The 23,346-nt window shown below is 65.3% G+C and carries 21 protein-coding genes; 12 read left to right on the top strand and 9 right to left on the bottom strand.

What is annotated here, in order from left to right; genetic code table 11:
• The first annotated feature begins 13 nt into the window (after positions 1 to 13).
• From CSQ92_RS09660 to CSQ92_RS09710, 11 genes are all read left to right on the top strand, one after another.
• The gene (locus CSQ92_RS09660; protein WP_099393983.1) at positions 14 to 1,576 is read left to right on the top strand and encodes a hypothetical protein; all 1,563 of its coding nucleotides are present in this window, start codon (positions 14 to 16) and stop codon (positions 1,574 to 1,576) included.
• A complete protein-coding gene (locus CSQ92_RS09665; RefSeq protein WP_257219182.1) occupies positions 1,573 to 2,244 on the top strand; it encodes a hypothetical protein in 672 nt (223 codons plus the stop codon). Before CSQ92_RS09660 ends, CSQ92_RS09665 begins: the two co-directional genes overlap by 4 nt.
• Positions 2,241 to 2,654 carry a hypothetical protein gene (locus CSQ92_RS09670; RefSeq protein ID WP_099393984.1) on the top strand — a complete coding sequence of 138 codons (414 nt, stop codon included), beginning with the start codon at positions 2,241 to 2,243 and terminating at the stop codon, positions 2,652 to 2,654. The genes CSQ92_RS09665 and CSQ92_RS09670 overlap by 4 nt, the downstream gene beginning before the upstream one ends.
• A complete protein-coding gene (locus CSQ92_RS09675) occupies positions 2,651 to 3,385 on the top strand; it encodes a hypothetical protein (RefSeq protein WP_099393985.1) in 735 nt (244 codons plus the stop codon). Before CSQ92_RS09670 ends, CSQ92_RS09675 begins: the two co-directional genes overlap by 4 nt.
• Positions 3,382 to 4,092, top strand: coding sequence for a type II secretion system protein (locus CSQ92_RS09680; protein ID WP_099393986.1), 711 nt, complete (start codon positions 3,382 to 3,384; stop codon positions 4,090 to 4,092). Before CSQ92_RS09675 ends, CSQ92_RS09680 begins: the two co-directional genes overlap by 4 nt.
• A complete protein-coding gene (locus tag CSQ92_RS09685; protein WP_180276980.1) occupies positions 4,092 to 4,865 on the top strand; it encodes an ABC transporter permease in 774 nt (257 codons plus the stop codon). The genes CSQ92_RS09680 and CSQ92_RS09685 overlap by 1 nt, the downstream gene beginning before the upstream one ends.
• Positions 4,865 to 5,590: a hypothetical protein gene (locus tag CSQ92_RS09690; protein ID WP_099393987.1), complete on the top strand. Its 726-nt coding sequence runs from the start codon at positions 4,865 to 4,867 to the stop codon at positions 5,588 to 5,590. Before CSQ92_RS09685 ends, CSQ92_RS09690 begins: the two co-directional genes overlap by 1 nt.
• 87 nt (positions 5,591 to 5,677) lie before the next feature.
• Positions 5,678 to 6,250 (top strand): prepilin-type N-terminal cleavage/methylation domain-containing protein, encoded by a 573-nt coding sequence (locus tag CSQ92_RS09695; RefSeq protein WP_034781076.1) that lies wholly within the window; start codon positions 5,678 to 5,680, stop codon positions 6,248 to 6,250.
• Between the two features lie 27 nt (positions 6,251 to 6,277).
• Complete coding sequence (locus CSQ92_RS09700; RefSeq protein ID WP_099388089.1) at positions 6,278 to 6,643, top strand: YgiW/YdeI family stress tolerance OB fold protein; 366 nt, start codon at positions 6,278 to 6,280, stop codon at positions 6,641 to 6,643.
• A 191-nt stretch (positions 6,644 to 6,834) separates the two neighbouring features.
• On the top strand, positions 6,835 to 11,349 hold the full coding sequence (locus tag CSQ92_RS09705) for a PAS domain-containing protein (RefSeq protein WP_143450323.1): 4,515 nt from the start codon (positions 6,835 to 6,837) through the stop codon (positions 11,347 to 11,349).
• Complete coding sequence (locus CSQ92_RS09710; RefSeq protein WP_034781074.1) at positions 11,346 to 12,269, top strand: diguanylate cyclase domain-containing protein; 924 nt, start codon at positions 11,346 to 11,348, stop codon at positions 12,267 to 12,269. Before CSQ92_RS09705 ends, CSQ92_RS09710 begins: the two co-directional genes overlap by 4 nt.
• On the opposite strand, the gene CSQ92_RS09715 is transcribed toward CSQ92_RS09710, so the two are convergent.
• The 6 genes from CSQ92_RS09715 to CSQ92_RS09740 all read right to left on the bottom strand — a co-directional run bounded on the left by CSQ92_RS09715 (position 12,270) and on the right by CSQ92_RS09740 (position 16,773).
• Positions 12,270 to 12,725 (bottom strand): MaoC family dehydratase, encoded by a 456-nt coding sequence (locus CSQ92_RS09715; protein ID WP_070256766.1) that lies wholly within the window; start codon positions 12,723 to 12,725, stop codon positions 12,270 to 12,272.
• Entirely contained in the window at positions 12,718 to 13,206 is a 489-nt protein-coding gene (locus tag CSQ92_RS09720; RefSeq protein WP_034781070.1) for a MaoC family dehydratase, read from the bottom strand. Before CSQ92_RS09720 ends, CSQ92_RS09715 begins: the two co-directional genes overlap by 8 nt.
• Complete coding sequence (locus tag CSQ92_RS09725) at positions 13,203 to 14,348, bottom strand: acyl-CoA dehydrogenase family protein (RefSeq protein WP_099393989.1); 1,146 nt, start codon at positions 14,346 to 14,348, stop codon at positions 13,203 to 13,205. Before CSQ92_RS09725 ends, CSQ92_RS09720 begins: the two co-directional genes overlap by 4 nt.
• Before the next feature lie 16 nt (positions 14,349 to 14,364).
• Positions 14,365 to 15,555 carry an acyl-CoA dehydrogenase family protein gene (locus CSQ92_RS09730; protein WP_099393990.1) on the bottom strand — a complete coding sequence of 397 codons (1,191 nt, stop codon included), beginning with the start codon at positions 15,553 to 15,555 and terminating at the stop codon, positions 14,365 to 14,367.
• A gap of 182 nt (positions 15,556 to 15,737) precedes the next feature.
• Complete coding sequence (locus CSQ92_RS09735) at positions 15,738 to 16,088, bottom strand: VOC family protein (protein WP_034781067.1); 351 nt, start codon at positions 16,086 to 16,088, stop codon at positions 15,738 to 15,740.
• Between the two features lie 97 nt (positions 16,089 to 16,185).
• Positions 16,186 to 16,773: a TetR/AcrR family transcriptional regulator gene (locus CSQ92_RS09740; RefSeq protein ID WP_034781153.1), complete on the bottom strand. Its 588-nt coding sequence runs from the start codon at positions 16,771 to 16,773 to the stop codon at positions 16,186 to 16,188.
• Positions 16,774 to 16,929: 156 nt separating this feature from the next.
• On the opposite strand from CSQ92_RS09740, the gene CSQ92_RS09745 reads away from it, so the two are divergent.
• On the top strand, positions 16,930 to 18,138 hold the full coding sequence (locus tag CSQ92_RS09745; RefSeq protein ID WP_099393991.1) for an MFS transporter: 1,209 nt from the start codon (positions 16,930 to 16,932) through the stop codon (positions 18,136 to 18,138).
• 12 nt (positions 18,139 to 18,150) lie between these two features.
• Here the strand turns inward: CSQ92_RS09745 and CSQ92_RS09750 are convergent, their stop codons facing one another.
• The 3 genes from CSQ92_RS09750 to aceE form a co-directional block, all read right to left on the bottom strand.
• Positions 18,151 to 19,740 carry an aspartate:alanine exchanger family transporter gene (locus CSQ92_RS09750; RefSeq protein WP_099393992.1) on the bottom strand — a complete coding sequence of 530 codons (1,590 nt, stop codon included), beginning with the start codon at positions 19,738 to 19,740 and terminating at the stop codon, positions 18,151 to 18,153.
• 231 nt (positions 19,741 to 19,971) lie between these two features.
• The gene (gstA, locus tag CSQ92_RS09755; RefSeq protein WP_099393993.1) at positions 19,972 to 20,592 is read right to left on the bottom strand and encodes a glutathione transferase GstA; all 621 of its coding nucleotides are present in this window, start codon (positions 20,590 to 20,592) and stop codon (positions 19,972 to 19,974) included.
• Between the two features lie 17 nt (positions 20,593 to 20,609).
• Complete coding sequence (gene aceE / locus CSQ92_RS09760; protein WP_099394656.1) at positions 20,610 to 23,285, bottom strand: pyruvate dehydrogenase (acetyl-transferring), homodimeric type; 2,676 nt, start codon at positions 23,283 to 23,285, stop codon at positions 20,610 to 20,612.
• Positions 23,286 to 23,346 lie beyond the last annotated feature (61 nt).

Genomic DNA, 23,346 nt, shown 5'->3' on the forward strand with positions numbered 1-23,346 from the left:
ACCTGAGGCCGCCGTGTTCCGCAAACAATTACTTTACATCACCAGCGACACCCTGTACGCCTACGACTGGAACCACGGCGTGCTGGGCCCGGGCCAGGCCTTCCCCGCCAGCGCGGCCGGGCTGGACGGTTTCGCCGCGTGGCTGGAAGATCCGCAGGCACAGCGGCAAGACGTGCCCGCCTACCTGCTGACGGACTTGATCGAGGAAGATTTCCAGCGCCATCTGCTGCCCCACGTGCGTGGCAAGGCGGGCCGTGCCCTGCTCGAGCGGCGCAAGCAGCAATTGCACCGTGACACGCCCTACCGGGGCAGCACCCTGCTGGGCCGCGAAAGCACGGGCCGCCACGATGACCAGGTACTGTTTTTCGCCCTGACCAACCCAAGCTTGCTGCAGCCGTGGACGGAGGCGCTCGAGCACTTGCGCGTGCCCGTGGCCGGCATCTATTCGACCAGTCTGCTCAGTATCGCGCTGGTAAAAAAGCTGTCGATCGCGCACGAACACCTGCTGCTGGTGACGCAGCAGTCGGGCGGCTTGCGGCAAAGTTATTATGAAAAAGGCCAGCTGCGCTTTTCACGCCAGACGGCCACCATCGCGCTCGACGGCGTGGCCGTGAATATCGCGCTGGAAACGGAAAAAACGCGGCAATTTCTCACCAGCATACGCATGCTGGCGCGCGGCGACGTCTTGAATACCGTCATCCTGGCGCCGGCCGCGCAGATCGCCAAGCTCGAATTATTGTGCGACAACGGCGTGGAAGTGGCTTACCACTTCATCGACCTGCAACTGGCCGCCGGGCGTGTCGGCTTGCGCCAGACGCCGACGCTGGCCGACGAATTGCTGCTGACCTTGCTGGGCAAGCATCCGCCATCCAGCCACTATCCGCCCGGCGCGCTGGCCCGCTACTACCACTTCCAGCGCGCGCGCAAGGCGCTGTATGGCGCCAGCGCGCTGATCGGCGCGTCAGCAGCCCTGTGGTGCGTGATCAATCTGCTTGGCGGCATAGCCGACGGGGCCGGCACGCAGCGCCTGGCGCAGGAAACGGCGTCCTACCAGGAACGCTACCGCAGCGTCATGTCGACGCAGCCGCCGGCGCCGGCCAAGACGCAGAACATGAAAGTGGCCGTGACCCTGGGCCAGATGATCGCCAGCCAGGCGCCGGAACCGGGCCGCCTGCTGGGCATGCTGAGCGCCGCGCTGGACCAGGCGCCGCAGGTTGCGCTCGGCCAGCTGCACTGGCATGCGGGCGGGGCGCCCGCGCGCGCGGCCGGCGGCCAGCCACCGCAGCAGCAGGCTGCGAGTTCGCCGCCCGGCAGCGCCATGGCCGGCATTCCGGTCGCGCCGCCGCAGGCGCTGCGCCTGGAAGCGGACGTGGCCATGCCGAACAATGACTACCGCGCCGCGCTGGCTGCCATCACGGCCTTCGCGCAAACCCTGGCGCGCCAGCCGCGCATGCAGGTGACGATCGAGGAAACGCCGCTCGACCTGCGTCCCAGCGCGGCCCTGTCCGGCAAGAGCGCCGCGCCGGCGCCGGACAGCCAGGCCCGGTTTACCCTCTTGCTGGAGTGGCAGCCATGAGCGGCCCCGTCAAGCAGCCGCCCCTGCCCGGCATGCAGCGCGCTGCCACGCCCACGCGCACCCTGCCCGCGTGGCTGGGCGAACTGCGCCTGGTGCGCCGCGCCCTGCTGTGCTTTGCCCTGACCTTGCTGGCCAGCGTAGTGCTGCTCAGCCTGAGCGCCGCCTACCGCACGCGCGAAGCGCAACGGCTGTACCTGGCCCAGCACACGCGCGCGGCGGCGGCGACCCTGTTCAACCACGTGGAAGCGGAAAAGCAGGAAATCCGCGCCTACGAACCGCAATTCCTGGCCCTGCGCCAGCGCGGCCTGATCGGCGAAGAAAACCGCCTGGCCTGGATCGATGCCATCCGGCGCAGCCAGGAACAGCGCAAACTGCTGCCGATCAGCTATGACATCAGTCCGCAGCAAGCGCTGAAGGTGCCGCTGCCCATGGAGATGGGGCAATATCATTTGCACGGCAGCCGCATGCGCCTGCAGATGGATTTGCTGCATGAGATGGATTTGCTGAACCTGTTTGACGATTTGCGCCAGGCCGGCTATTTCGCCGTACAGGATTGCACGCTCAAGCGCCACGGAGCGGCCGGCAGCCAGGCAGCGCCCGCCCTCGGCGCCGAATGCGAGCTGCTATGGCTGACCGTCAACAGCGTGCCCGTACCGGAGCGGCCATGAAGCGCACCCTGATCCTTGGCGCGCTGCTGGCCGGCGCCGCGCTCACTGTCCATGCACAGGCACAGCAGCTGGGGCGCTTGTTCCTGTCGCCCGAGCAGCGCACCCAGCTCGACGCGCAGCGCTACGGGCCGCCGCCATCCGATCCCGCCCTGGCTGCGGCGGCGCCACCACCGCCGCCACCGCCCGCCCCGCCCGTGGAATTGAATGGCGTGGTGCAGCGCAGCAGCGGCCACTCCACCGTCTGGCTGAACCAGGAAGTGCAGAACGAACCGCACAATCGCCTTGCCGACGGCAAGCCCGGCACATTGACCCTGCGCCTGTCGAACGGCCAGGTGGTGCTGCTCAAACCCGGCCAGCGCTACGATCCGGCCAGCGGCACGGTCACCGAGGTGCAGGAGACGCCGCCATGACGCCACGCCAAACTCGTTGCCACCCTCGTCGCCAGCGCGGCGCCGCCCTGTTGCTGCTGGTGGCCGTGCTGGGCCTGGGCGCGGCCAGCCTGCTGATCAGCGCCTTCGGCCGCGGCACGGGCGAGGCCGAACGCCAGCAGCGCACCCTGGCCACCCTGGCGCAAGCACGCGAAGCCTTGCTGGGTTTTGCCGCCACGCAAGGCCGGCTGCCACGTCCGGCCGCCTCCGCCCTCGACGGGCGCGAACGGGCCGCCGACTGTGCCGACGATGCCGCATGCAGCGGCTTTTTGCCGTGGGTCGCGCTGGGCGTGGACGGTGTTGATGCCTGGGGCAAGCTGCTGCGCTACAGCGTCACGCCGGAAATGGCGCGCGCGCCCATCGTCTCGTTTTCCGCTATCGCCAACAGGGTCGTGCTCGAACGCGACGCGCGCGGCGAATTCGCCTTCGTGGCGGGCCAGGCACAATGCAACGTCAGCGCCCAATGCCTGCCCGTCGTACTATTCTCGCAAGGCAAGGAGCATCACGGCACGTCCGCCAGCGGCGTGACGCAGATCAATACGGCGCGCGGCAATATCGACGAAGCGGCCAACGACAGCGACAGCCGCAGTTTCATTGCCCGCCCCGCCACCGGCAATGCCGCGCTGCCCGGCGGCGCCTTCGACGACATGCTGACCTGGATTACCTTGCCCGCCCTGTACCAACGCATGCGCGCCGCGCGCAACCTGCCATGAGCGTCCTCCATGCGCGCCGCCAAAGCGGCTTTTCCCTGATCGAGATCGCCATCGTGCTCGTCATCGTCGGCCTGATGATAGGCGGCCTGGTCACGCCATTGACGGTGCAGCTGGAGCAGCGCAAGGTGGCCGAGACGCAACTGGCACTGAATGAGGCGAAGGAAGCGCTGACGGGCTACGCGCTGCGCTACGGCTACCTGCCGTGCCCCGCCGCCTCCGCCATGAGTGGCCTGGAAGACCGGCGCGGCACGCGCTGCACGGGCGAAAAACGCGCCGGGTTCCTGCCATGGGCCACCCTGGGGCTGCGCCAGGGCGACAGCTGGAACCATCTGTTCCGCTACAGCGTGACGCCGGCCTTCAGCGACAGCGGCCAGCTTTTCAACCTGACCACACCGCGCGACATCAGCATCATCACGCGCAATGGCGGCGCCCTGCTGCAGGCGACGGCCTTGAACGACATCCCCGCCATGATCATGTCGCATGGCAAGAACGGTTTTGGCGCCACGGGCGTGCAGGGCCAGCGCCAGGCTGTGCCTTTCGGCAACAATGTCGACGAGCGCAACAATGCATCGAACGCCACCACCTTCATCAGCCGCGCCGCCAGCGGCCCGCAGCAGCCGGGCGGCGAGTTCGACGATCTCGTCGCCTGGGTGTCGCCGAACATCCTGTTCAACCGCATGGTGGCGGCGCAAAGGCTGCCCCGCTGATGCCGATGCTCTTGCCCGCCCTCACCATCGCCCGCTACACGCTGCTCGAAGCGCTGCGCAGCCGCCTGCCGTGGCTGTTCCTGCTGGCCGCCTGCGGCGCCGCCGCCCTGGCCGGCTTCCTGCAGCAACTGGCGCTGACGGAAAGCGGCGCCGTGCAGGCGGCCCTGCTGGCGGCCACCCTGCGCCTGGCCAGCATTTTCCTGCTGGCCACCTTCATTATTACCAGCATGGCGCGCGAAGCGGCCGACCGGGGCCTGGAATTGCTGCTCGCGCTACCCATGCCGCGCGCCGCCTACCTGCTGGGCAAGCTGCTGGGCTACGGAGCGCTGGCGGCCGTGCCCGCCATACTCTTCGGCCTGTTGATGGCGCTGTTCGCCGCGCCCGGGCAATGCGCGCTGTGGGCGCTGTCGCTGCTGGGCGAACTGTGGATCGTCGCCGCCTTCAGCCTGCTGTGCGCGGCCAGCCTGCAGCAGGCCCTGCCTGCGCTGGCCGCCACCGGCGGCTTCTATCTGCTGGCGCGCATGCTGGGCAGCCTGCAACTGCTAGCCCACGGCCCGCAAGCGGGCGACTCCTGGCCGCAGCGCGCCATGACCGGCGCCATCGATGTGCTGGCCCTGTTGCTGCCCCGCCTCGACGCCTTTACACGCACGGAGTGGTTGCTGTACGCGACGGGCGACTGGCAAGCCCTGGCCAATGTAGCGGCGCAAACCTGCATTTATGTGGCCTTGCTGGCCAGCTGCGCGCTGTGCGACTTTTACCGCAGGAACATCTGATGGCGGCGACCACCCAGCGTCCCTGGTCCAAGGTGCCGCGCCCCCTGTGCTGGCTGCTGGCGGCATGCCTGCTGCTGCAGCTGGGCTGGCGCCTGGCGCAGCAGCATGCTCCCGCCCAGGCGCGTCCGCTGCCCGCCGCGCCGCCGGCTGGCGTGGCGCGCCTGGCCAGCCTGGGCGAGCCGCTGGCCATGGCTAAGGCCATGCTGCTGTACCTGCAGTCGTTCGAAGACCAGGCCGGCGTCAGCCTGCCGTGGCGCGAACTCGACTATAACCGCCTGGCCGGCTGGCTGGAGACGGCGCAAACGCTCGATCCGCGCAGCCGGTATGCGCTGGTGGCCGCCAGCGAAGTGTATGCCGGGGTAGCCGACCCGCAGCGCGCGCGGCGCATGCTCAATTTTGTCGCCGCCAGCTTTGCGGCCGACCCGCAGCGCCGCTGGCCCGCCATGGCGCAGGCGGTGCTGGTGGCAAAACACCAGTTGCACGATTTGCCGCTGGCGCTCGGCTATGCGCGCGCGCTGCGCCAGCAGGCGACGGGGCCGCATGTGCCGGCGTGGGTGCGCGAAATGGAAGCGTTCATCCTGGAAGACATGGACCAGCTCGACGGCGCCCGCCTGGTGATCGGCGGCCTGATCGCCAGCGGCCAGATCAGCGACCCGCACGAACTGGCGTTCCTCGCGCGCCGGCTCGACGAGCTTACCAAGAAGAAAGCAAGGGCGGCGCCATGAGCCGCTGTCCGAAAGGCCATGCGCATCCGGCATCAATTGCAGTAAACTGCCATCTCAAGCTGTCGTACTTTTTTTCAAGGAAACCCCATGCCCCCACGCCGCCAGCACGGCTTTACGCTCGTAGAAATCGCCATCGTCCTGGTCATCATCGGCTTGCTGCTCGGTGGCGTGCTCAAGGGGCAAGGCTTGATCGACAGCGCCAAGGTGAAAAACATCATCCAGCAATCGAATGCGCTGACAGCCGCCGTCAACGCCTACCAGGACAAGTTCCGCGCCCTGCCCGGCGACGATATCCAGGGCACCGTGCACGTGCCCAATTCGGCCGGCAATGGCAATGGCGACGGCCAGATCGGCGATGGCCAGCCGCGCGAATTCACCCTCGCGCCGCAGCACCTGGCGCTGGGCGGCTTCATTACCGGCTCGTTCAACGGCACTTCGCAATTCATGACCAGCGCCCAGGGCGGCGCCGTCTACCTGTACAACGACGAAGTGGGCGGCCGCGCCGGCAACGGCATCCGCTTTGACAACCTGCCGGAGAGCTACGCGGAGCAGATCGACAGCAAACTCGACGATGGTGTGGCCAGCACCGGCAGCGTCCGGGCGAACATGCCCTACGGTAATGCCGGTGCTATCATTCCCCGCACCGCCGTCTTTTTCTGAGCCTCCAGTCACTATCAAAGGAATACCATGTCACTGCACCGCAAACTCATCGTTTCCCTGGCCGCCGCCTGCGCCTTGCTGGCCGGTGGCGCGCAAGCCCAATACGTGGGACCGACGACCGGCCCGGCCGCGCCCGGCAATGTGGCGGCCATCCTGAAAAATCCCGTCGACGACCAGGCCGTCGTGCTGCGCGGCCATTTGCTGCGCAAAGTGGGCAACGAGAAATACACCTTCTCCGATGGTACGGCGGAAATCCGCGTGGACATCGACGACAAGGTCTTCATGAACCGCAAGATCGATGCCAAGACCCGGGTGGAAATCCGCGGTGAAGTGGAAAAAGACTTCATGGAAAGCCCGGAAATCGATGTCGACGTGCTGACCCTGGTCCAGTAAGCCGCCTTGCCATCCCGCCGCCACGGCGGGATGGGCATTACCCCTCTTCTGTATGCCTTGCGCAACCTTTTTTCCATGCCGGAAACTAGGCTTGTCAGAACAATCAAATTCGTCTAGCATCTTTTCATTCAACGTCAGCCAGCGCCAGCGTGAGCCTGCCTGTCGATTCATCCATTCTGGGAGCTTTCCGGGTGCAAGATTTGCCTTCGATACGCTCAAGAATTTCATGGCTGGTGCTCGCCTGGGTCATTCCGACGGCGCTGGTATTTCTGCTGCTCGTGGCGCAAAGCTACACGCGTGAACGCGACCATGTCGTCAGCGAAACGGCGCAGGCGGCGCGGGCTGTCGCGGCAGCCGTCGAACGCGACCTGAACGGCGCCCAGATGGCCGCGCGCATCCTGGCCGATTCGCCCGCCCTGCAAGCCGGCGACATCGACGCCCTGCGGGCCATGGCCGCCAGCCTGCTGCAGCCGGGCATGGCCGTCAGCGGCTTCATCGTCTCCGACGCCAAGGGCCGCCAGCTGATCAATACGGCCCTGCCCGCCAGCCAGGCGCCGCCGCCCTTGCCGCAAAAATGGGCCGCCAGCATGGAGCGCACGCGCGACTACGGCAAGCCGCGGCTGACCAGCCTGGCCAAGACGCCCGACAGCATGCCGCAGCTGGCCCTGAATCTGCCGCTGCCGCGCAAGCAGGGAAGCGCCTACGTGCTGACAGCCCTGTACCCGCCCGACTACCTGTCCGTGCTGCTGCGCGAGCTGCACCTGCCAGCCTACCTGGGCGCGGCCATCATCAATGCCGATGGCATCAACGTGGCGCGCACCCTGGCGCCGCAGCGCTATGTGGGCCAGCGCACTGCTGCGCCCCTGCTGGAACAGATAAGCCAGGCGCGCGAAGGCGTGCTGCGCCATGCCACCCTGGAAGGCATCGATGTGTATACGGGCTTTCGCCGCGCCCCCGACGCCGCCTGGACGGTGGCCGTCACCATGCGCACCAGCACGGTGGCAGAAGCGCTGCTGCGCTCGGTAGTCACGGGATCCGTCATCCTGGCGCTGCTGCTGGCCGCCGGCTTTGCCCTGGCCTGGCGCGTGGGCGGCCGCCTGGCCCGCACCCTGCAGGAACTGACGCAGCAGATCCACGCGCTGGCGCAAGGCAAACCCTTGCTTTCGAACAAGCACACGGACCGCGAATCGGCCGACATGGCCAGCGCCCTGGGCGCGCTGGAACGCGACCTGCGGCGCCACCGCACGCAACTGGAAAGCCTGGTGGCCGAACGCACGCTGGCCCTGGAAAAATCCACGCGGCTGCTGGAAACCGTGTACGCGACGGCGCCGATCGGCATGCTGTTCGTGGACCTGGACTTGCGCATCGTCATGATCAACCACTACCTGGCCGCCATCAACGGCGTCAGCGTGGCGCAGCACCTGGGCCGTCCCGTGGGTGCCATGCTGTTCGACGACGCCGTGCGCGCGGAGGTGGAACGTTGCGTGCGCCAGGTGCTGGAGACGGGACAGCCCATTGTCGACATCGAATTGAAAGGCCATAGCGGCCAGCAGCGCGAACAGCTGAGTCACTGGATCGTCTCGTATCACCCGATTTTCGGCCCGGAACAGCAGTTGCTGGGCGTATCGGGCCTGTGGCTGGACATTACCGAGCGCAAGCGCAGCGAAGCGGAATTTCGCCGTTCAAAACACCTGTTTGGCACCATCATCGAAAACATCCCGGCCATGGTCTTCGTCAAGCGCGCCGACAAGCTGAGCTTTGAAATGATCAACCGCCACGCGGAGCTGACGCTGGGACGCTCGCGCGAGCAATTGCTGGGCAAGACGGACCACGATTTCTTCCCGCCGCAGCAGGCGTCCGCCTTCGTCAGCGCCGACCGCAAGCTGCTGGCCACGGGGCAGATGGTGGAAATCGAACAGGAAGCGATCAATACGGCCGATGGCACGACGCGCCACTTCACCACGCGCAAGGTGGTCTTGCGCGACGATGCCGGGCGCGCCAGCCATGTGCTGGGGGTGTCGATCGATATCACGGAACGCAAGCGCGCCACCGAGGTGCTGCACGCCGCCACCTGGCGCCTGGAACAGAACGAGCGCTTCATCCGCACCGTCACCGACAACCTGCCCGGCATGGTGTCGTACTGGGGCGCCGATTTGCGTTGCCTATTTGCAAATAAATTCTACAACGAATGGTTTGGCCGCAGCAGCGCCGAGCTGGCCGGCATCCACATGAGCGAATTGCTGGGGCAGGAACTATTCGACGTGTATGCGCCCCACGTCGAGGGCGTGCTGGCGGGCCGGCCGCAAAGCTTCGAGCGCGACCTGCTCGATCCCGGCGGCCAGGTGTGCCACACGTGGACCAATTACATCCCCGATTTCGACGACAGCGGCCGCGTGCGGGGCTTCTTCGTGCTGGCCTCGGACGTCTCCGAACTCAAGCGCACGGAATTGCGCCTGCACGAACTCAATGAACAGATGGTGCGCGCGCGCGACAAGGCCGAGGCGGCCAGCATCGCGAAGAGCGAATTCGTCGCCAACATGAGCCATGAAATCCGCACGCCGATGAACGCCATCATCGGCTTGGCGCGGCTGCTGGAAGAGTCGCCGCTGGAACGGCGCGAGCGCAGCTATGTCGGCAAGATCCAGATGGCCACGCAATCACTGCTCAATATCGTCAACGACGTGCTCGATTTTTCCAAGATCGAGGCGGGACAGATGGTGCTGGAACAGCGCCGTTTCCAGCTCGAACGCATGCTCGACAGCGTAGGCGTCTTGCTGGCCAGCAGCGCCTGGGCGCGCGGCGTGGAACCCGTCTTCGTGCTCGCCCCCGGCGTGCCGGACGAACTGATCGGCGACGCCCTGCGCGTGGAACAGATACTCATCAACCTGGTGGGCAACGCCGTCAAGTTCACCTCGCATGGCGAAGTGGTGCTGGCCATCGGCAAGGTGGCCGAGGATGCTGCCAGCGCCACCCTCGAGTTTTCCGTGCGCGACACGGGCATCGGCATCGGCGCGGCCGAGCAGGAACGCATCTTCGACGCGTTTTCCCAGGGCGACAGCGGCACCAGCCGCAAATACGGCGGGACGGGACTGGGGCTGGCCATCTGCCGGCGCATGGTGGAATTGATGGGAGGCACCCTCAGCGTGACAAGCGCGCTGGGCAAGGGCTCCGACTTCCGCTTCAGCTGCCGCTTCGACAAGGTGGCGCCGCCGCCCGAGCCGCCCGGCAAGGGCGTGCCCAAGGCCCTGTCGCTGCTGATCATCGACGACAACGCCAGCGTGCGCGCCATGCTGGAAGACTGGTGCGCGGCGCAGGGCTGGCACAGCCGCAGCGCCGACAGCGGCGCAGCCGGCCTGGCGCTGCTGCGCGCCCACGCCAGCGGCGGGCCGGCGCACGATCTTGTGTTGCTCGACGCGGCCATGCCCGGCATGGATGGCATTTCCATGCTCACCGAGGCGCGCGCCGATGCGCTCCTGGCGCTGCCGCCCGTGATCATGCTGGTGGCCGACCAGGATAGCGAAAACCTGGAACGCCTGGCCGACAGCCTGATGCTGGCCGGCATCGTCTCGAAGCCGGCCACCCCGGCGCGCCTGCTGGCGGCCGTGACGGCCGTGCGCGAAGGCCGCAGCTCCCCTTCCGCGCTGCCCGTGTCCACGCCCTTGTCGGGTTTGCTCACAGGCATGCGCGTGCTGCTGGTGGAAGACAATGAAATCAACCAGGAAGTGGCGCAGTACATTTTGCTGCACTCGGGCGCGCGCGTGGCCGTGGCCGCCAACGGCCGGCTGGCCGTCGACTTGCTCACCAGCACGCCGGACGCCTGGGACGTGGTGCTGATGGATTTGCAGATGCCCGTCATGAATGGCTACGACGCTACCCTGGCCATCCGCGCCCTGGGCTTGCCGGACTTGCCCATCATCGCCATGACGGCCAATGCCATGGACGAAGACCGTCTGCGCGCCATCGCCAGCGGCATGAACGCGCATGTGGCCAAGCCCATCGATGTCGACGAAATGATCCAGACCCTGACCCGGCTGGTGCGCGCGCCCCTGAGCAGCGGCGACGGCGCTGCCCAGGCAGGCAATGCCGCCACGCAGACGCTAGACCTGCCGGCCGCGGTGCCCGGCATCGACCTGGCAGCGGCCCTGCACCGCTTCGGCGGCGACTACGGCGCCTTCCTGGCCCTGCTCAAGCGCTTTGAAAATTCGCAAGGCGACGCCGTCGAGGAAACCCGGCGCCTGCTGGCCGCCGGCCAGGCGCCGCAGGCGGCGCAACTGCTGCACCGCGTCTGCGGCGTGGCGGCCAACCTGGGCGCCACGCAGATCGCCAGCCTGGCCGCCGAGACGGAAAAAACGCTGAAAACGGGGCGATCGCACGCCACGGCCGCCTTGCTGGGCCGCCTGGAACAAGCGATGGCCGAAGTCATCGAAGCGGCGCGCACCCTGCCCTCGCCCCTGCGGCGCAGCCAGCCGGCAGCGGCCGCGCCCGGCAGCGGGCCGCTCGACCTGCGCGCCGGCCTGGCCGAACTGCTGGTCTTGATCCGCAACAACAACCTGAAAGCGCTGGCGCAATTCCACGCCCTGCACCCCGCCATACAACAGTCAGACCGGGAAGCGGCACTGGCGATGGCACATGCGATTGAAACGCTGAATTTTGCCGAGGCGGAAAAACTCGTGCTCGATCAGCTGAAACGAGAGGAAAACAAGTGAGCTGGACCAACCTTGCCATGAACGGGCGCATCCTCATCGTCGATGACGCCATGGAAAACATCCAGATCCTGCACCAGCTGCTGCGCGAGGAACACGACGTGCTGTTCGCCCTGAGCGGTGAAAAGGCGCTGGAAATTGCGCATAATCAACAGCCGGACCTGATCCTGCTCGACGCCGTCATGCCCGGCATGGATGGTTATGCCGTCTGCAGCGCGCTGCGCGAATCGGCGCTCCTGAGCGCCATTCCCGTCATCTTCGTCACGGCCCTGAACCAGCCCGAAGACGAGACGCGGGCGCTGGAAGCGGGCGCCGTCGATTTCATCACGAAACCGTTCAACGCGGCCGTCGTGCGTGCCCGCGTGCGCAGCCAGCTGACCATCAAGCGGCAGGCCGACGCCATGCGCGAACTGTCGCTGACGGACTCGCTGACAGGCGTGGCCAACCGGCGCAGCTTCAACGACACGATGGACAGCGAATGGCGGCGCTGCGCGCGCGACGGCGTGCCGATGGCCATCATCATGGCCGATATCGACCACTTCAAGGATTACAATGATACGTATGGCCACCAGGCGGGCGACCTGTGCCTGCAGCAGGTAAGCGCCGCCCTGCGCCGCTGCGCCGTGCGCCCGCCCGACCTGCTGGCGCGCTACGGCGGCGAGGAATTCATCATCCTGCTGCCGCAGGAAACGCGCGACGGGGCCGAAGTGGTGGCACAGCGCATCCTCGACGAAGTGCGCGCGCTGCAAATCCCCCACGCCAGATCAGGCGTCGGCCCGCACGTCACCGTCAGCCTGGGTATGGCCAGCGTCATGCCCACGGAAGGCATGGACCCCAGCGCCCTGATCCGCGCCGCCGACGCCCTGCTGTACCGGGCCAAGCATACGGGACGGGACAGGTATTGCGCGTCGGAGGGGGAGTGATCAGGGATAGCAGCGCATCAAAAACTCCGCCACGCACACGGGTTTCGTGTCGCCTTCCCGCTCCATGGTGACGGCCCAGTTTACTTGCGCCCCTTCCGGCAAGTCGTCGACGGAGAGGATGTCGAGCCGCGCGCGCAAACGGCTGCCGACAGGCACGGGGGCGGGAAAGCGCACTTTATTCAGGCCATAGTTGATGGCCATGCGGATGCCGGCCATGTGCAAGGCGCCCTGCAACATGGCGGGCAGCAGGGATAAGGTCAGGAAGCCGTGCGCCACGGTGCAGCCGTACGGCGACTCGCGCGCGCAGCGCTCCACATCGACGTGGATCCACTGGTGGTCGTCCGTGGCGTCGGCAAAGGTGTCGATGCGCTGCTGGGTGATGGTCAGCCAGTCGGAAACGGCCACGTGCTGCCCCGCCAGGGCCTGGAAACCGGCGATGCCGGCGATATCACGCATGATTTTCTCCTGCGGGACGGCGGCCGAACATGCCCATGCCTTCGACGGTGGTCACCACTTCGCCATGCTGGTTGCGCACGCTCCACACGGAAATGACGATGCCGCGGTCCGGCTTCGACGTGGATGGACGCACTTCCTTGACCTGGTAGGTCAGCTGCAGGGTGTCGCCCGCGCGCACGGGTTTGAGCCAGCGGATGCTGTCCAGGCCGGGCGAACCCATGCTGGACGAATGCTTGAGCAGGTTATCCACCACCAGGCGCATCATCATGCCGCAGGTGTGCCAGCCGCTGGCGATGACGCCCTTGAAGATGGTCTTTTCGGCGGCCGCATGGTCGACGTGAAACGGCTGCGGATCGAAATCCGTGGCGAAGGCGATGATTTCTTTTTCCGTCACATGGCGCTGGCCCAGGTCGATTTCCAGGCCTTGCGTAAAGTCTTCGAAATACCAGTGTTTCGGTGCGATAGCAGTCGATGCGGTCATGCGGTCTCCGTCGGCAAGAAGCCCGGCTGGGCGATAAAGCGCTCGATATGGTGCTCCACGTCGCCCAGGGTCAGGGCGATCATGGAGAGGCGCTTGAAATGGTGGGCGGCGGGCAATTCGTCCGTGACGCCCATGCCGCCATGCAATTGCACGGCTTGCTGGCCGACAAAGGTGGCGGCCAGCCCTATCCGCGCCTTGGCGGCCGAGACCGTGCGTCGCCGCTCGGACGCATCCTCGCTGTCGACCTTGGCGGCAGCCAGCATGGCCATCGAACGCGCCTGCTCCAGATGGATGAACATGTCGGCCATGCGGTGCTGCAAGGCCTGGAACTTGCCGATCGGCGCGCCGAACTGCTGGCGCGTCTTCAGGTAGTCCAGGGTGGCGGCGAAGATGGCGCCCATGGCGCCCACGGCTTCCGCGCACAGCAGGGCGGCGCCGTAATCCACGGCCGCGTCCAGCACGGCCCAGCCCTGCCCCGCCTGGCCGATCAGGGCCGCGTGGCCCAGTACCACTTGCACGAGGGTGACGGTGGCGGCCCGCTGGCCGTCGATGGTGCGGTAGTCGCGCACGGAGACGCCCGGCGCGTCGGCGGGCACGAGGAACAGCGAAATGCCATCCGTGTCCATCTGGCTGCCACTGCTGCGCGCCGAGACGATCAGCGCGCCGGCCTGTGCGCCATGGATGACGACGCTTTTCTCGCCGTCGAGCACGAAGCCGTCGCCGCTGGCGGTCGCCGTGGTGGCGATATCATGCATATCGTGGCGCGACTGCCGTTCGCCCAGCGCGCAAGCCAATTTCAGGCTGCCGCTGGCAACCTGCTCCAGCACAGCATCGTGGCCACCGGCCAGGGTCAAAAAGCGCGCACCCAGCACGGTGGCCAGGTAGGGCTCGACCACCAGGCCGCGGCCCAGTTCCTGCATCACCAGCAGCATGTCCACGGCCGTGCCGTCGAAGCCGCCCGCGCCGGCCGGCAGCGGCAAGGCCGTCATGCCCAGCTCGGACAGGGTGGTCCAGGCGGCATCGGACGTGCCGGTGGCGGAATGGATGATCTTTTGCCGCGTCTCAAACGGGTAATCCTTGTCGACCCAACGCCTGAGCGCGTCGGCAAATTGCTGCTGTTCCTGATTAAAATGGAAGTCCATGTCGTCTCCTTCTGGCTTACAGGCCCAGGATCATCTGCGTGATGATGTTTTTCTGGATTTCATTCGAGCCGCCATAGATCGATGTCTTGCGGTAATTGAAGTAGTACGCGGCCAGCGGCGCGGCCAGGTCGTCGCCGCCAGCGCCGTGCAGCGCGCTGCCGTCAAGGAATGCCGGGTCGAACGGCAAGGCTTGCGGGCCGATGGCTTCGACCATCAGTTCCGTCAGTTGTTGCTGCAGTTCCGAACCGCGCACCTTCAGCATCGATGCCTGCGGCCCCGGTCCCTTGCCTTCTTCGCTGATGACGCGCAAGACTGTCATTTCCAGCGCCATCAATTCGATTTCCAGGGTAGCCACCTTGGCCGCAAAGACGGGATCGTGCAGCAGCGGGGCGCCGCGCTTGCTCTGCTGCATGGCCAACTGCTTGAGGAAAGTCAGCTCGCGCTTGGAGCGGCCCACGGCGGCGATGCCCGTGCGCTCGTGCCCCAGCAGATACTTGGCGTAGGTCCAGCCCTTGTTTTCCTGGCCGACCAGGTTGCTGACGGGCACGCGCACATTGTCGAAGAAGACTTCGTTCACTTCATGTTCTTCATCGAGCATGATGATGGGGCGCACGGTGACGCCCGGTGTTTTCATGTCGATCAGCAAGAAACTGATGCCTTCCTGCTTGCGCACCGTGCTATCCGTGCGCACCAGACAAAAGATCATGTCCGCGTGCTGGCCCAGCGTCGTCCAGGTTTTCTGGCCATTCACGATGTAGTGGTCGCCGTCGCGCTGGGCCGTGGTTTTCAGGGAAGCGAGGTCGGACCCGGCGCCCGGTTCCGAATAACCTTGGCACCACCAGTCGTCGCAGTTCAGGATGCGCGGCAGATAATAGGCTTTTTGCTCGGCGTTGGCGAAGGCCATGATGACGGGCGCCACCATGTTGATGCCGAACGGCAGGATCGGCGGCGTGGCGGCGCGCGCGCACTCGTCTTCCCAGATGTGGCGCTGCACGGACGTCCAACCCGTGCCGCCATGTTCGACGGGCCAGGCCGGCGCGGCCCAGCCTTGTTGCGCGACAATCTTGTGCCAGCGCACGTAATCGTCGCGGTTCAGGCGCAGATGCTGGCGCACCTTGCGCTGCAAGTCCGCCGGCAAATGGGTGTCGAGGAAGGCGCGCACCGTGTCGCGGAAGGCGCTCTCCTCGGCCGTGTAATGCAGGTCCATGTCTGTCTCCTTGTTCTTATCGGTTGCCGTGATGACTGCACGCAAGGAAGCTCAGCGCACAAAAAAGCACGACCGTTCTCAAGGATTGTACAACAGATTGGGAGGCGCGCCAGGCCTTTTACACAGGCTGGCGCGCAAGGGAAGCGGGTGGAATTGGCTGACTGCTGGCCTTGGGACCGCGTCTAGGTGTGCGACAGGATATTAATGAGCTTGCCGAAAGGGTCGCGCACGAAAAACCGCCTGACACCCCAAGGTTCATCGGCAGGACCATATTCAATGGGAAACCCTGCTCCACGCATGCGTGCCAATGCGGCATCCACGTCATCGACTTCAATGGAAAGGTCGGGCACAGCGGTATTCGAGCCGCCTTCCGTCGCGAAGCTCACTTGCACGCTCATCTCGCTTTGCGAACCATACGTCATGATCCAGCCGTGGTCCATCAACAGGCTCAGACCCAGCACGTCCTGGTAAAACGTCCGCGCCAGGCCCGGATCCGACGCAGGGAAATTTGCAACGATACGCTTGACTTGCATATTTTTCCTCCATGTCTATATAAGTCCAACCCTGCTTAATATCGCCCTCCACGTCTCCAGACGTGTCCGCTTCTGGCGGGATGGCCACTTGACGCGATTACCTGTCAAGCAACATCCCCCGTAACAGCAATTCCAATGCGGCCACTCCTTTTATCAGACGCGCATTGCCTTCCTCACCTTCTGCGATCCAAAACGCCGCTTCTGCCAGACTGCCGTAGATCATCGAAGCCAGTGCTTCTGGGCAAGCGTCGGCCACGATGCCTCGGTGAATCAGCTGCTGGATAAGCTTTTGCATCGACTCGAGGCAATGGCGCTGCGAGTCCGGTGAAGCGCCACCGAGGACCGCCCTCGCATCGCGCAAGACGATGCGCTGAATTTCCGGTTCCAGGGCCATCTCCAGATAGGCACGGCAGCGGCTGCGAAAGCCTTCCCACAAGTCTTCGGCGCTGTCGGAGATGGCTTGCAGGCGGCCATCCATTTCCGCGTCGATCTGTTCGACCACCGCCAGCAGCAAGCCCTTCTTGTCACCGAAGTGATGATACAGGGCGCCACGCGTCAGGCCTGCCTGCGCGGTAAGGTCGTCCATTGACGTGTCGGCATAACCGCGCTCGCTGAACACTTTGCGGGCCGTGGCCAGCAACGATGCTCGGGTTTCTTCCATTTCCACACGGGTGCGGCGAACCATTGCTTCCTCCTTGCATACGTAGCGCATGATTGTTTACATACAGTGCGTATGAATATATACTATTCATACGCGATGTATGTATTATCACTGCGACGTATCTCCATTGCAAGCAGGGCATGCGCCGTTTATCGAATGATCACATGAAGGATATGAACCATGAGTACGTCCGCCTGCGCTGCCGCACAACCCCGTGTCCGCCACCCTTGGCTGGCGGTCTGCGCCGTCGGCATGGCCACCTTTTCGGTCGTGACGACGGAAATGCTCCCCGTCGGCCTGCTGACGCCGATTGCTGACACCCTGGGCACCTCCACGGGAACCGCCGGCCTGATGATCTCGCTGCCAGCATTGCTGGCGGCCATGTTCGCGCCGCTGGTCGTGGTCGCATCGGGCAGCCTGGACAGGCGCAAGATTCTCTGTGGTTTGCTGACACTATTGGTGCTCGCGAACATTGCCTCGGCCCTGGCGCAGAACATGGCGTGGATGCTGGCTGCCCGTGTTCTCGTCGGTTTTTGCATGGGCGGCATCTGGGCCATCGCCGGCGGCCTCGCTTCCCGCCTGGTTCCTGCGCGCTCGACCGGCCTGGCAACGTCGATCATCTTCGGTGGCGTGGCGGCCGCTTCCGTGCTGGGCGTGCCGCTAGGCGCACAAATCGGCGACGTTGCAGGATGGCGCTGGGCCTTCGGCGTCATGGCGCTGTTCAGCAGCCTGGTACTGGCGCTGCATCTGGCCGTCATTCCCGCACTGCCCGCTGCCGGTGCGGCGACCTTGCGCCAATTCGGCAAACAGCTGCGCAACAGGCAGTTGCAAGCGGGGCTGCTTCTGACCCTGTTGCTGGTGACCAGCCATTTCATGGCCTTTACCTTCGTGCGCCCGCTACTGCTGTCCATGTCGGGGTTTGATACGCAATGGCTGGGCGCGCTGCTGTTTGCCTATGGCTGCGCGGGCATCATTGGAAACTTCCTGGCCGGTGTCGTGGCGGCGCGGCGCACGGCGACTACCATCGTCGCCATCTCGGGCGGCCTGCTGCTCACGCCGCTGCTGTTCCTGGCTGTCGGCGACTCCGGCATCGGCGGCGGCGTGGTGTTGCTGGCCTGGGGACTGGCCTACGGTGGCGTATCGGTCGGCCTGATGACCTTGATGATGAAGGCGGCGCCCGGGGCCGTGGAGATCGTCGCCGCGCTGTATGTCGGTGTCTTCAATATCGGCATTGCGCTCGGGGCGTGGACCGGCGGCCAGGCCGTGGACAGGCTGGGCCTCTCGGCCAACCTGTGGCTTGCCGCAGGATGCGCCGCTGCCGCCTTGCTGCTGTCTTTTGGCATCCGCTTGGTTGACGCCAACAAGCAGCCTAGCCCTGCAAGAGACTGACTGTGGCCGCAATCAGCCGTACAGATGCAGCAGCACCTGCACGGCAACGATCTTGACGATGGTCATGCTGGGGAAAATCATCGCGTAACCGAGGTTCGGACGGTCCGACTTGGCCAGGCGGTTGGCGAACACCAGCACGGCCGGGTTGCCCGTGGCGCCTGCCGCGATGCCCAGCAATTCAGGAAACGGCAGGCGCAGGAAGACCTTGCCCAGGATCACGACAAGGGCCACCACCACCAGCACCGTCACGGCGCCCAGCGCCAGCATGGGCAAGCCATCGGCGCCCACCTGCTGCACGAAGGGCAAGCCGGACGCCATGCCGACTGAAGCGAGGAAAATCGTCAAGCCATAGTTGCGCATCACCAGGTTGGCCGACAGCGGCAAGCGCAAGCTGATCCGGCCCACCCTGCCCAGGCGGCCCAGGATCAGCGCCATCACCAGCGGCCCGCCGGCCAGGCCCAGGCTGAACGAACCGATCCACGGCAAGGGGATCGGTACCAGGCCCAGCAGCACGCCCAGCACCATGCCCATGCCCAGCGAGACATAGCTGAACTCGGCCGTGGCCGTGATGGAATTGCCGAACAGCTTGCGCACATCAGCCGCATGTTTCGCCGGCGCAATGGCCATCACCCTGTCGCCGAATTCCAGGGTCAGGAACGGATGCGGCAGGATCATGGCGTCGCCACGGCGTATGAACGCAATCTGCAGGGGGAAGTCTTTCGCCAGGTTCAATTCGCCCAGGGGCACGCCGACGATTTCCGCGTCAGACACGAACACTTCCGTGCCGTCGAACGCGCTGCGGTCCTTCATCAGCCGGCCCGGGTCCAGGTGGCCCAGCGCCGTGCGCGCCGCTTCCACCCCCGCCACCGTGCCCGACACCATCAGCGCGTCCCCGACGCCGAGCACGAGGCCCGGATCGGGCAAGCGGTTCTGGTGCCCCTGGCGCACGCCGATCACTTGCACGCCAGCCAAGGGGCCGTCGGCCAGTTCGGACAGGGCCGCGCCCGCCAATGTTGCTGCATCGATGGTAATTTCGGACACGACGATAGGCGCCGGCGGCGGCGTCAGCACGGGTTTTAATATGCGTCCCGCCAGGTACAGGCCCAGCATGGGGCCGACGACGCCGAACGGATACGCGACGGCATAGCCGACGGCCGCGTCGCCATTGCCGTGCGACGCTTCCAGCGCCGCCTGCAAGGCAGCCGTGCTGGTCATGGCGCCGGCAAACACGCCGCTGGCCATGCGCAGAGAAATGTCAATCCACTGCCCGCCCCAGACAGACACGGCCAGGCCGCCCATGACGGCAATAAAAGCGATCAGATTGTGTTTCTGCCCCGCACCGCGCAAGCCGGCGAAAAACTGCACGCCGTACTGCACGCCTATGCCATATAGAAACAGCAGCAGGCCGATGGAGCCGACCATCGGCGGCGGCACGGAGCCGGGAGCAAACGCACCCAGCGCCAGCCCCGCGAACAGCACGCCGCCCACGCCCAGAGAAAAGCCGAACACGCTGATGCGCCCCAGCGCATAACCGGCGCCGATGACGAGAAACAGGGCGAGAATGGGCGTGGACTCCAGCGTGTGGCGAAATAATTGAAGCATCAGGCAACCTTGGTCTGGGGAAGGCCCAGTTTAGCATGCACAAAAGCAACACGATGGCGATGATGACAAGCAAGCGTGCGCAGGTTTGTACCTGAAAAACGGGCAAAAAAAAGCCCGCTATGGAAGCGGGCTGAATCTAATTCCTGTGAGGAAGTAGAGGAGACAGGTGAATGATGCCGCATCGCAGCATATCATTCCAATTGCATGTTGTGATGATGGAAATATGATTTATCAATATCTGCTCGCCTCCTCGCGCAGCGCCTGGCGCACGGCGGGACGCTCGCCGACGCGCTCGATCAAGCGCCTCACTTGCGGGAAGGCCGACAGATCCACCTGCGTATGTGCCGACCAGCCGAGGATGGTGTACAGATAGGCATCCGCGATGGAATAGCGCTCGCCCAGCAGATACGGCCCGCCGGCCGCCAGTTGCCGCTCGACGTAATCGAGGCGTGCGGCCAGGCGCGAGCGGGCCACGTCCTGCGCCTGCGTGCCGTATTCCGGGTGGAATAGCCAGGGGCTGAACACCTTGTGCAGCTCGGTGGCAATAAACCCCAGCCACGATTGCAGCTGCACGCGTGCCAGGGAACCCGGCGGCGGCGCCAGGCCGCTGTCCGGCGACAGATCAGCCAGATATTGCACGATGGCCGTGCCCTCCAGCAAGACGGTGCCATCGTCCAGCACCAGCGCCGGCACATACAGGTTCGGATTCACCTGCGCGTAGTCGGCGCCCGTTTCCGTGACGCGTGGAATCTTGCGAATATCGACTCTTTCCAGTTCCAGCGCGATGCCCGCCTCGATGGCCACGATGTGCGGCGACAGGGAACACGTGCCCGTTGCGTAATACAGTTTCATGATTACTCCTCGAAAAGTTACACGGACGCGGGATCAAGTTTTTCCACGTCGATGCCGTACTTGGCGATGGCTACGCCAATCTTGTTGCGCGGCAGCTGGCCCCCGTCAGCCAGCGCCGTCAGGGCGGCCAGCACGATGAAATGGCGGTCCACTTCAAAGAAGCTGCGCAAGGATTCGCGCGTATCGGAGCGGCCGAAGCCATCCGTGCCCAGGGCAACGAAGCGCCGGTCGTGCACGAAGGGGCGCACCTGGTCCGCCACGATCTTCATGTAATCGGTGGCGATCACCAGCGGGCCTTGCCGGCCGGCCAGGCATTGCGCGATATATGGCACGCGGGGCGCGGTGTCCGGGTGCAGCATGTTCCAGCGCTGCACGGCCAGGCCGTCGCGCCGCACTTGCGTCAGGCTGGTGGCGCTCCACACGTCGGCCGCCACGCCAAAATCCTGCTGCAGCAGCACGCTGGCGGCCAGCACCTCGCGCAGGATGGAGCCGCTGCCCATCAGCTGCACGCGCGGCGTGGTTGCCGTGGGTGCAGCCGGGCTTTCCTGCAGCAGATACAGCCCCTGCAGGATGCCCGCCTCGGCTCCTTCCGGCATAGCCGGGTGCGGATAGTTTTCGTTGAGCAAGGTGATGTAATAGAAAATATCCTCTTGCTCGGCAAACATGCGGCGCATGCCGTCGTGGATGATCACGGCCAGCTCGTAGGCATAGGTGGGATCGTAAGAGATGCAGTTGGGAATCACGGACGACAGCACGTGGCTGTGGCCATCGTCGTGCTGGAGTCCCTCCCCCATCAGTGTCGTGCGTCCCGAGGTCGCGCCCAGCAAGAAGCCGCGCGTGCGGGCATCGGCGGCCGCCCAGGCCAGGTCGCCCACGCGCTGCAAGCCGAACATCGAATAGAAGATGTAGAACGGGATGGTGGCCAGGCCATGGTTGCTGTAGGACGTGCCGGCGGCGATCCAGGAGGAAATCGCACCCGATTCGTTGATGCCTTCCTGCAATATCTGTCCATCCTTGGCTTCCTTGTAATAGCTGAGCTGGCCCGCATCCTGCGGCGTGTACAGCTGGCCCAGGTAGGAATGGATGCCGATCTGGCGGAACAGGCCTTCCATGCCGAAGGTGCGCGATTCGTCGGGCACGATGGGCACGATGATCTTGCCCAAGGCAGGATCTTTCAGCAGGGTGCCGAGGATGCGCACGAAGGCCATGGTGGTGGACGCGCCCCGCTCGCCGCTCTCCTTGAGCTGGGTGGCGAACGCTGACAGCGGCGGTATGGGCAGGGGCGCCACCTTGCTGATGCGGGCCGGGATGTAGCCGCCCAGCTGTGCCCGGCGCGCGGCGAAATAGCGCGCTTCCTCGCTGTCCGGCGCCGGTTTCAGATACGGCATGTCTTCCAGCTGCGCATCGCTGACGGGCAGCGCGAAGCGGTCGCGGAACGCGCGCACGGCGTCGGCGCTCATCTTTTTCAGCTGATGGTTGATATTCTGTCCTTCGCCCGCCTCGCCCATGCCGAAGCCCTTGACGGTCTTGGCCAGGATCACGGTGGGCCGGCCAGTCGTGCGCATGGCTTCCGCGTAGGCCGCGTGGACTTTTTCGGGATCGTGGCCGCCGCGCGTCAGCTGCCAGATTTCGTCATCCGTCATGTGCGCCACCAGCGCCAGCAGTTCCGGATACTTGCCAAAGAAATGCTCGCGCACATACGCGCCGTTCTGCGATTTGAAGGTCTGGTAATCGCCGTCCACGCATTCCATCATGCGCTGACGTAACAAGCCGCTCGTGTCGCTCTGCAATAAAGCATCCCAGCCGCCGCCCCAGATGACCTTGATGACATGCCAGCCCGCCGCGTGGAAGGTGCCTTCCAGTTCCTGGATCACCTTGCTGTTGCCGCGCACGGGGCCGTCCAGGCGCTGCAAGTTGCAGTTGACGACAAAGATCAGGTTATCCAGGCGCTCGCGGCCGCCCAGGGAAATGGCGGCCAGGGACTCTGGCTGGTCCATCTCGCCATCGCCGAGGAAAGCCCACACCTTGCGCCCCTGGTGCTCCTTCAAGCCGCGGTACTCGAGGTACCGCATGAAACGGGCCTGGTAGGCGGCCGTCAGCGGTCCCAGTCCCATCGATACCGTGGGGAATTGCCAGAAATCCGGCATCAGACGGGGATGCGGATACGACGACAAGCCCTCGCGGCCCGCTTCGCGGCGGTAATTGTCCAGCTGCGCTTCCGTGATGCGGCCTTCCAGATAGGCGCGGCCATAGATGCCGGGCGCGGAATGGCCCTGGATGTAGACCAGGTCGCCGGCAAACTGGTCCGTATGGCCGCGGAAGAAATGGCTGAAGCCGACGTCGTACAGCACGGCCGCCGACTGGTAGGTGGCGATGTGGCCGCCCACGTTCGAGTGCCTGGCCGCGCGCAGCACCATCACCATGGCGTTCCAGCGGATGTAGGCATTCAGGCGGCGCTCGATGGCCAGGTCGCCCGGATAAGCGGGCTGGCGCGCCGTGGCGATGCTGTTGGTGTAGGCGGTGGTGACGCGGCCGGGCATGCCGCCGTGCTGCGCGGCGTCATGATCGACGAGTTGGTCGAGCAGGTAGTGGGCGCGCGGACGCCCTTCCACGGCGACGACGGCTTGCATCGCCTCCAGCCATTCTTTGGTTTCCTGCGGATCGATATCGGGTACAGCGAGGGATGGGGTCATGGCAGTCTCCTGGGGGTGGGCATTCATCGTCATGATCGATTGCCATTGCAATCATTGCAGT

It is taken from the genome of Janthinobacterium sp. BJB446 (assembly GCF_002735655.1).
GTDB classification, from domain to species: Bacteria; Pseudomonadota; Gammaproteobacteria; order Burkholderiales; family Burkholderiaceae_D; genus Janthinobacterium; species Janthinobacterium lividum.

Coding starts and splice junctions, on each gene's coding strand:
- CSQ92_RS09725 (WP_099393989.1), bottom strand. CDS start 14,348: ATGGACTTCCATTTTAATCAGGAACAGCAGCAATTTGCCGACGCGCTC.
- CSQ92_RS09745 (WP_099393991.1), top strand. CDS start 16,930: ATGAGTACGTCCGCCTGCGCTGCCGCACAACCCCGTGTCCGCCACCCT.
- CSQ92_RS09665 (WP_257219182.1), top strand. CDS start 1,573: ATGAGCGGCCCCGTCAAGCAGCCGCCCCTGCCCGGCATGCAGCGCGCT.
- CSQ92_RS09675 (WP_099393985.1), top strand. CDS start 2,651: ATGACGCCACGCCAAACTCGTTGCCACCCTCGTCGCCAGCGCGGCGCC.
- CSQ92_RS09685 (WP_180276980.1), top strand. CDS start 4,092: ATGCCGATGCTCTTGCCCGCCCTCACCATCGCCCGCTACACGCTGCTC.
- CSQ92_RS09750 (WP_099393992.1), bottom strand. CDS start 19,740: ATGCTTCAATTATTTCGCCACACGCTGGAGTCCACGCCCATTCTCGCC.
- CSQ92_RS09740 (WP_034781153.1), bottom strand. CDS start 16,773: ATGGTTCGCCGCACCCGTGTGGAAATGGAAGAAACCCGAGCATCGTTG.
- CSQ92_RS09715 (WP_070256766.1), bottom strand. CDS start 12,725: ATGCGTGATATCGCCGGCATCGCCGGTTTCCAGGCCCTGGCGGGGCAG.
- CSQ92_RS09730 (WP_099393990.1), bottom strand. CDS start 15,555: ATGGACCTGCATTACACGGCCGAGGAGAGCGCCTTCCGCGACACGGTG.
- aceE (WP_099394656.1), bottom strand. CDS start 23,285: ATGACCCCATCCCTCGCTGTACCCGATATCGATCCGCAGGAAACCAAA.
- CSQ92_RS09680 (WP_099393986.1), top strand. CDS start 3,382: ATGAGCGTCCTCCATGCGCGCCGCCAAAGCGGCTTTTCCCTGATCGAG.
- CSQ92_RS09695 (WP_034781076.1), top strand. CDS start 5,678: ATGCCCCCACGCCGCCAGCACGGCTTTACGCTCGTAGAAATCGCCATC.
- gstA (WP_099393993.1), bottom strand. CDS start 20,592: ATGAAACTGTATTACGCAACGGGCACGTGTTCCCTGTCGCCGCACATC.
- CSQ92_RS09735 (WP_034781067.1), bottom strand. CDS start 16,088: ATGCAAGTCAAGCGTATCGTTGCAAATTTCCCTGCGTCGGATCCGGGC.
- CSQ92_RS09700 (WP_099388089.1), top strand. CDS start 6,278: ATGTCACTGCACCGCAAACTCATCGTTTCCCTGGCCGCCGCCTGCGCC.
- CSQ92_RS09720 (WP_034781070.1), bottom strand. CDS start 13,206: ATGACCGCATCGACTGCTATCGCACCGAAACACTGGTATTTCGAAGAC.
- CSQ92_RS09690 (WP_099393987.1), top strand. CDS start 4,865: ATGGCGGCGACCACCCAGCGTCCCTGGTCCAAGGTGCCGCGCCCCCTG.
- CSQ92_RS09670 (WP_099393984.1), top strand. CDS start 2,241: ATGAAGCGCACCCTGATCCTTGGCGCGCTGCTGGCCGGCGCCGCGCTC.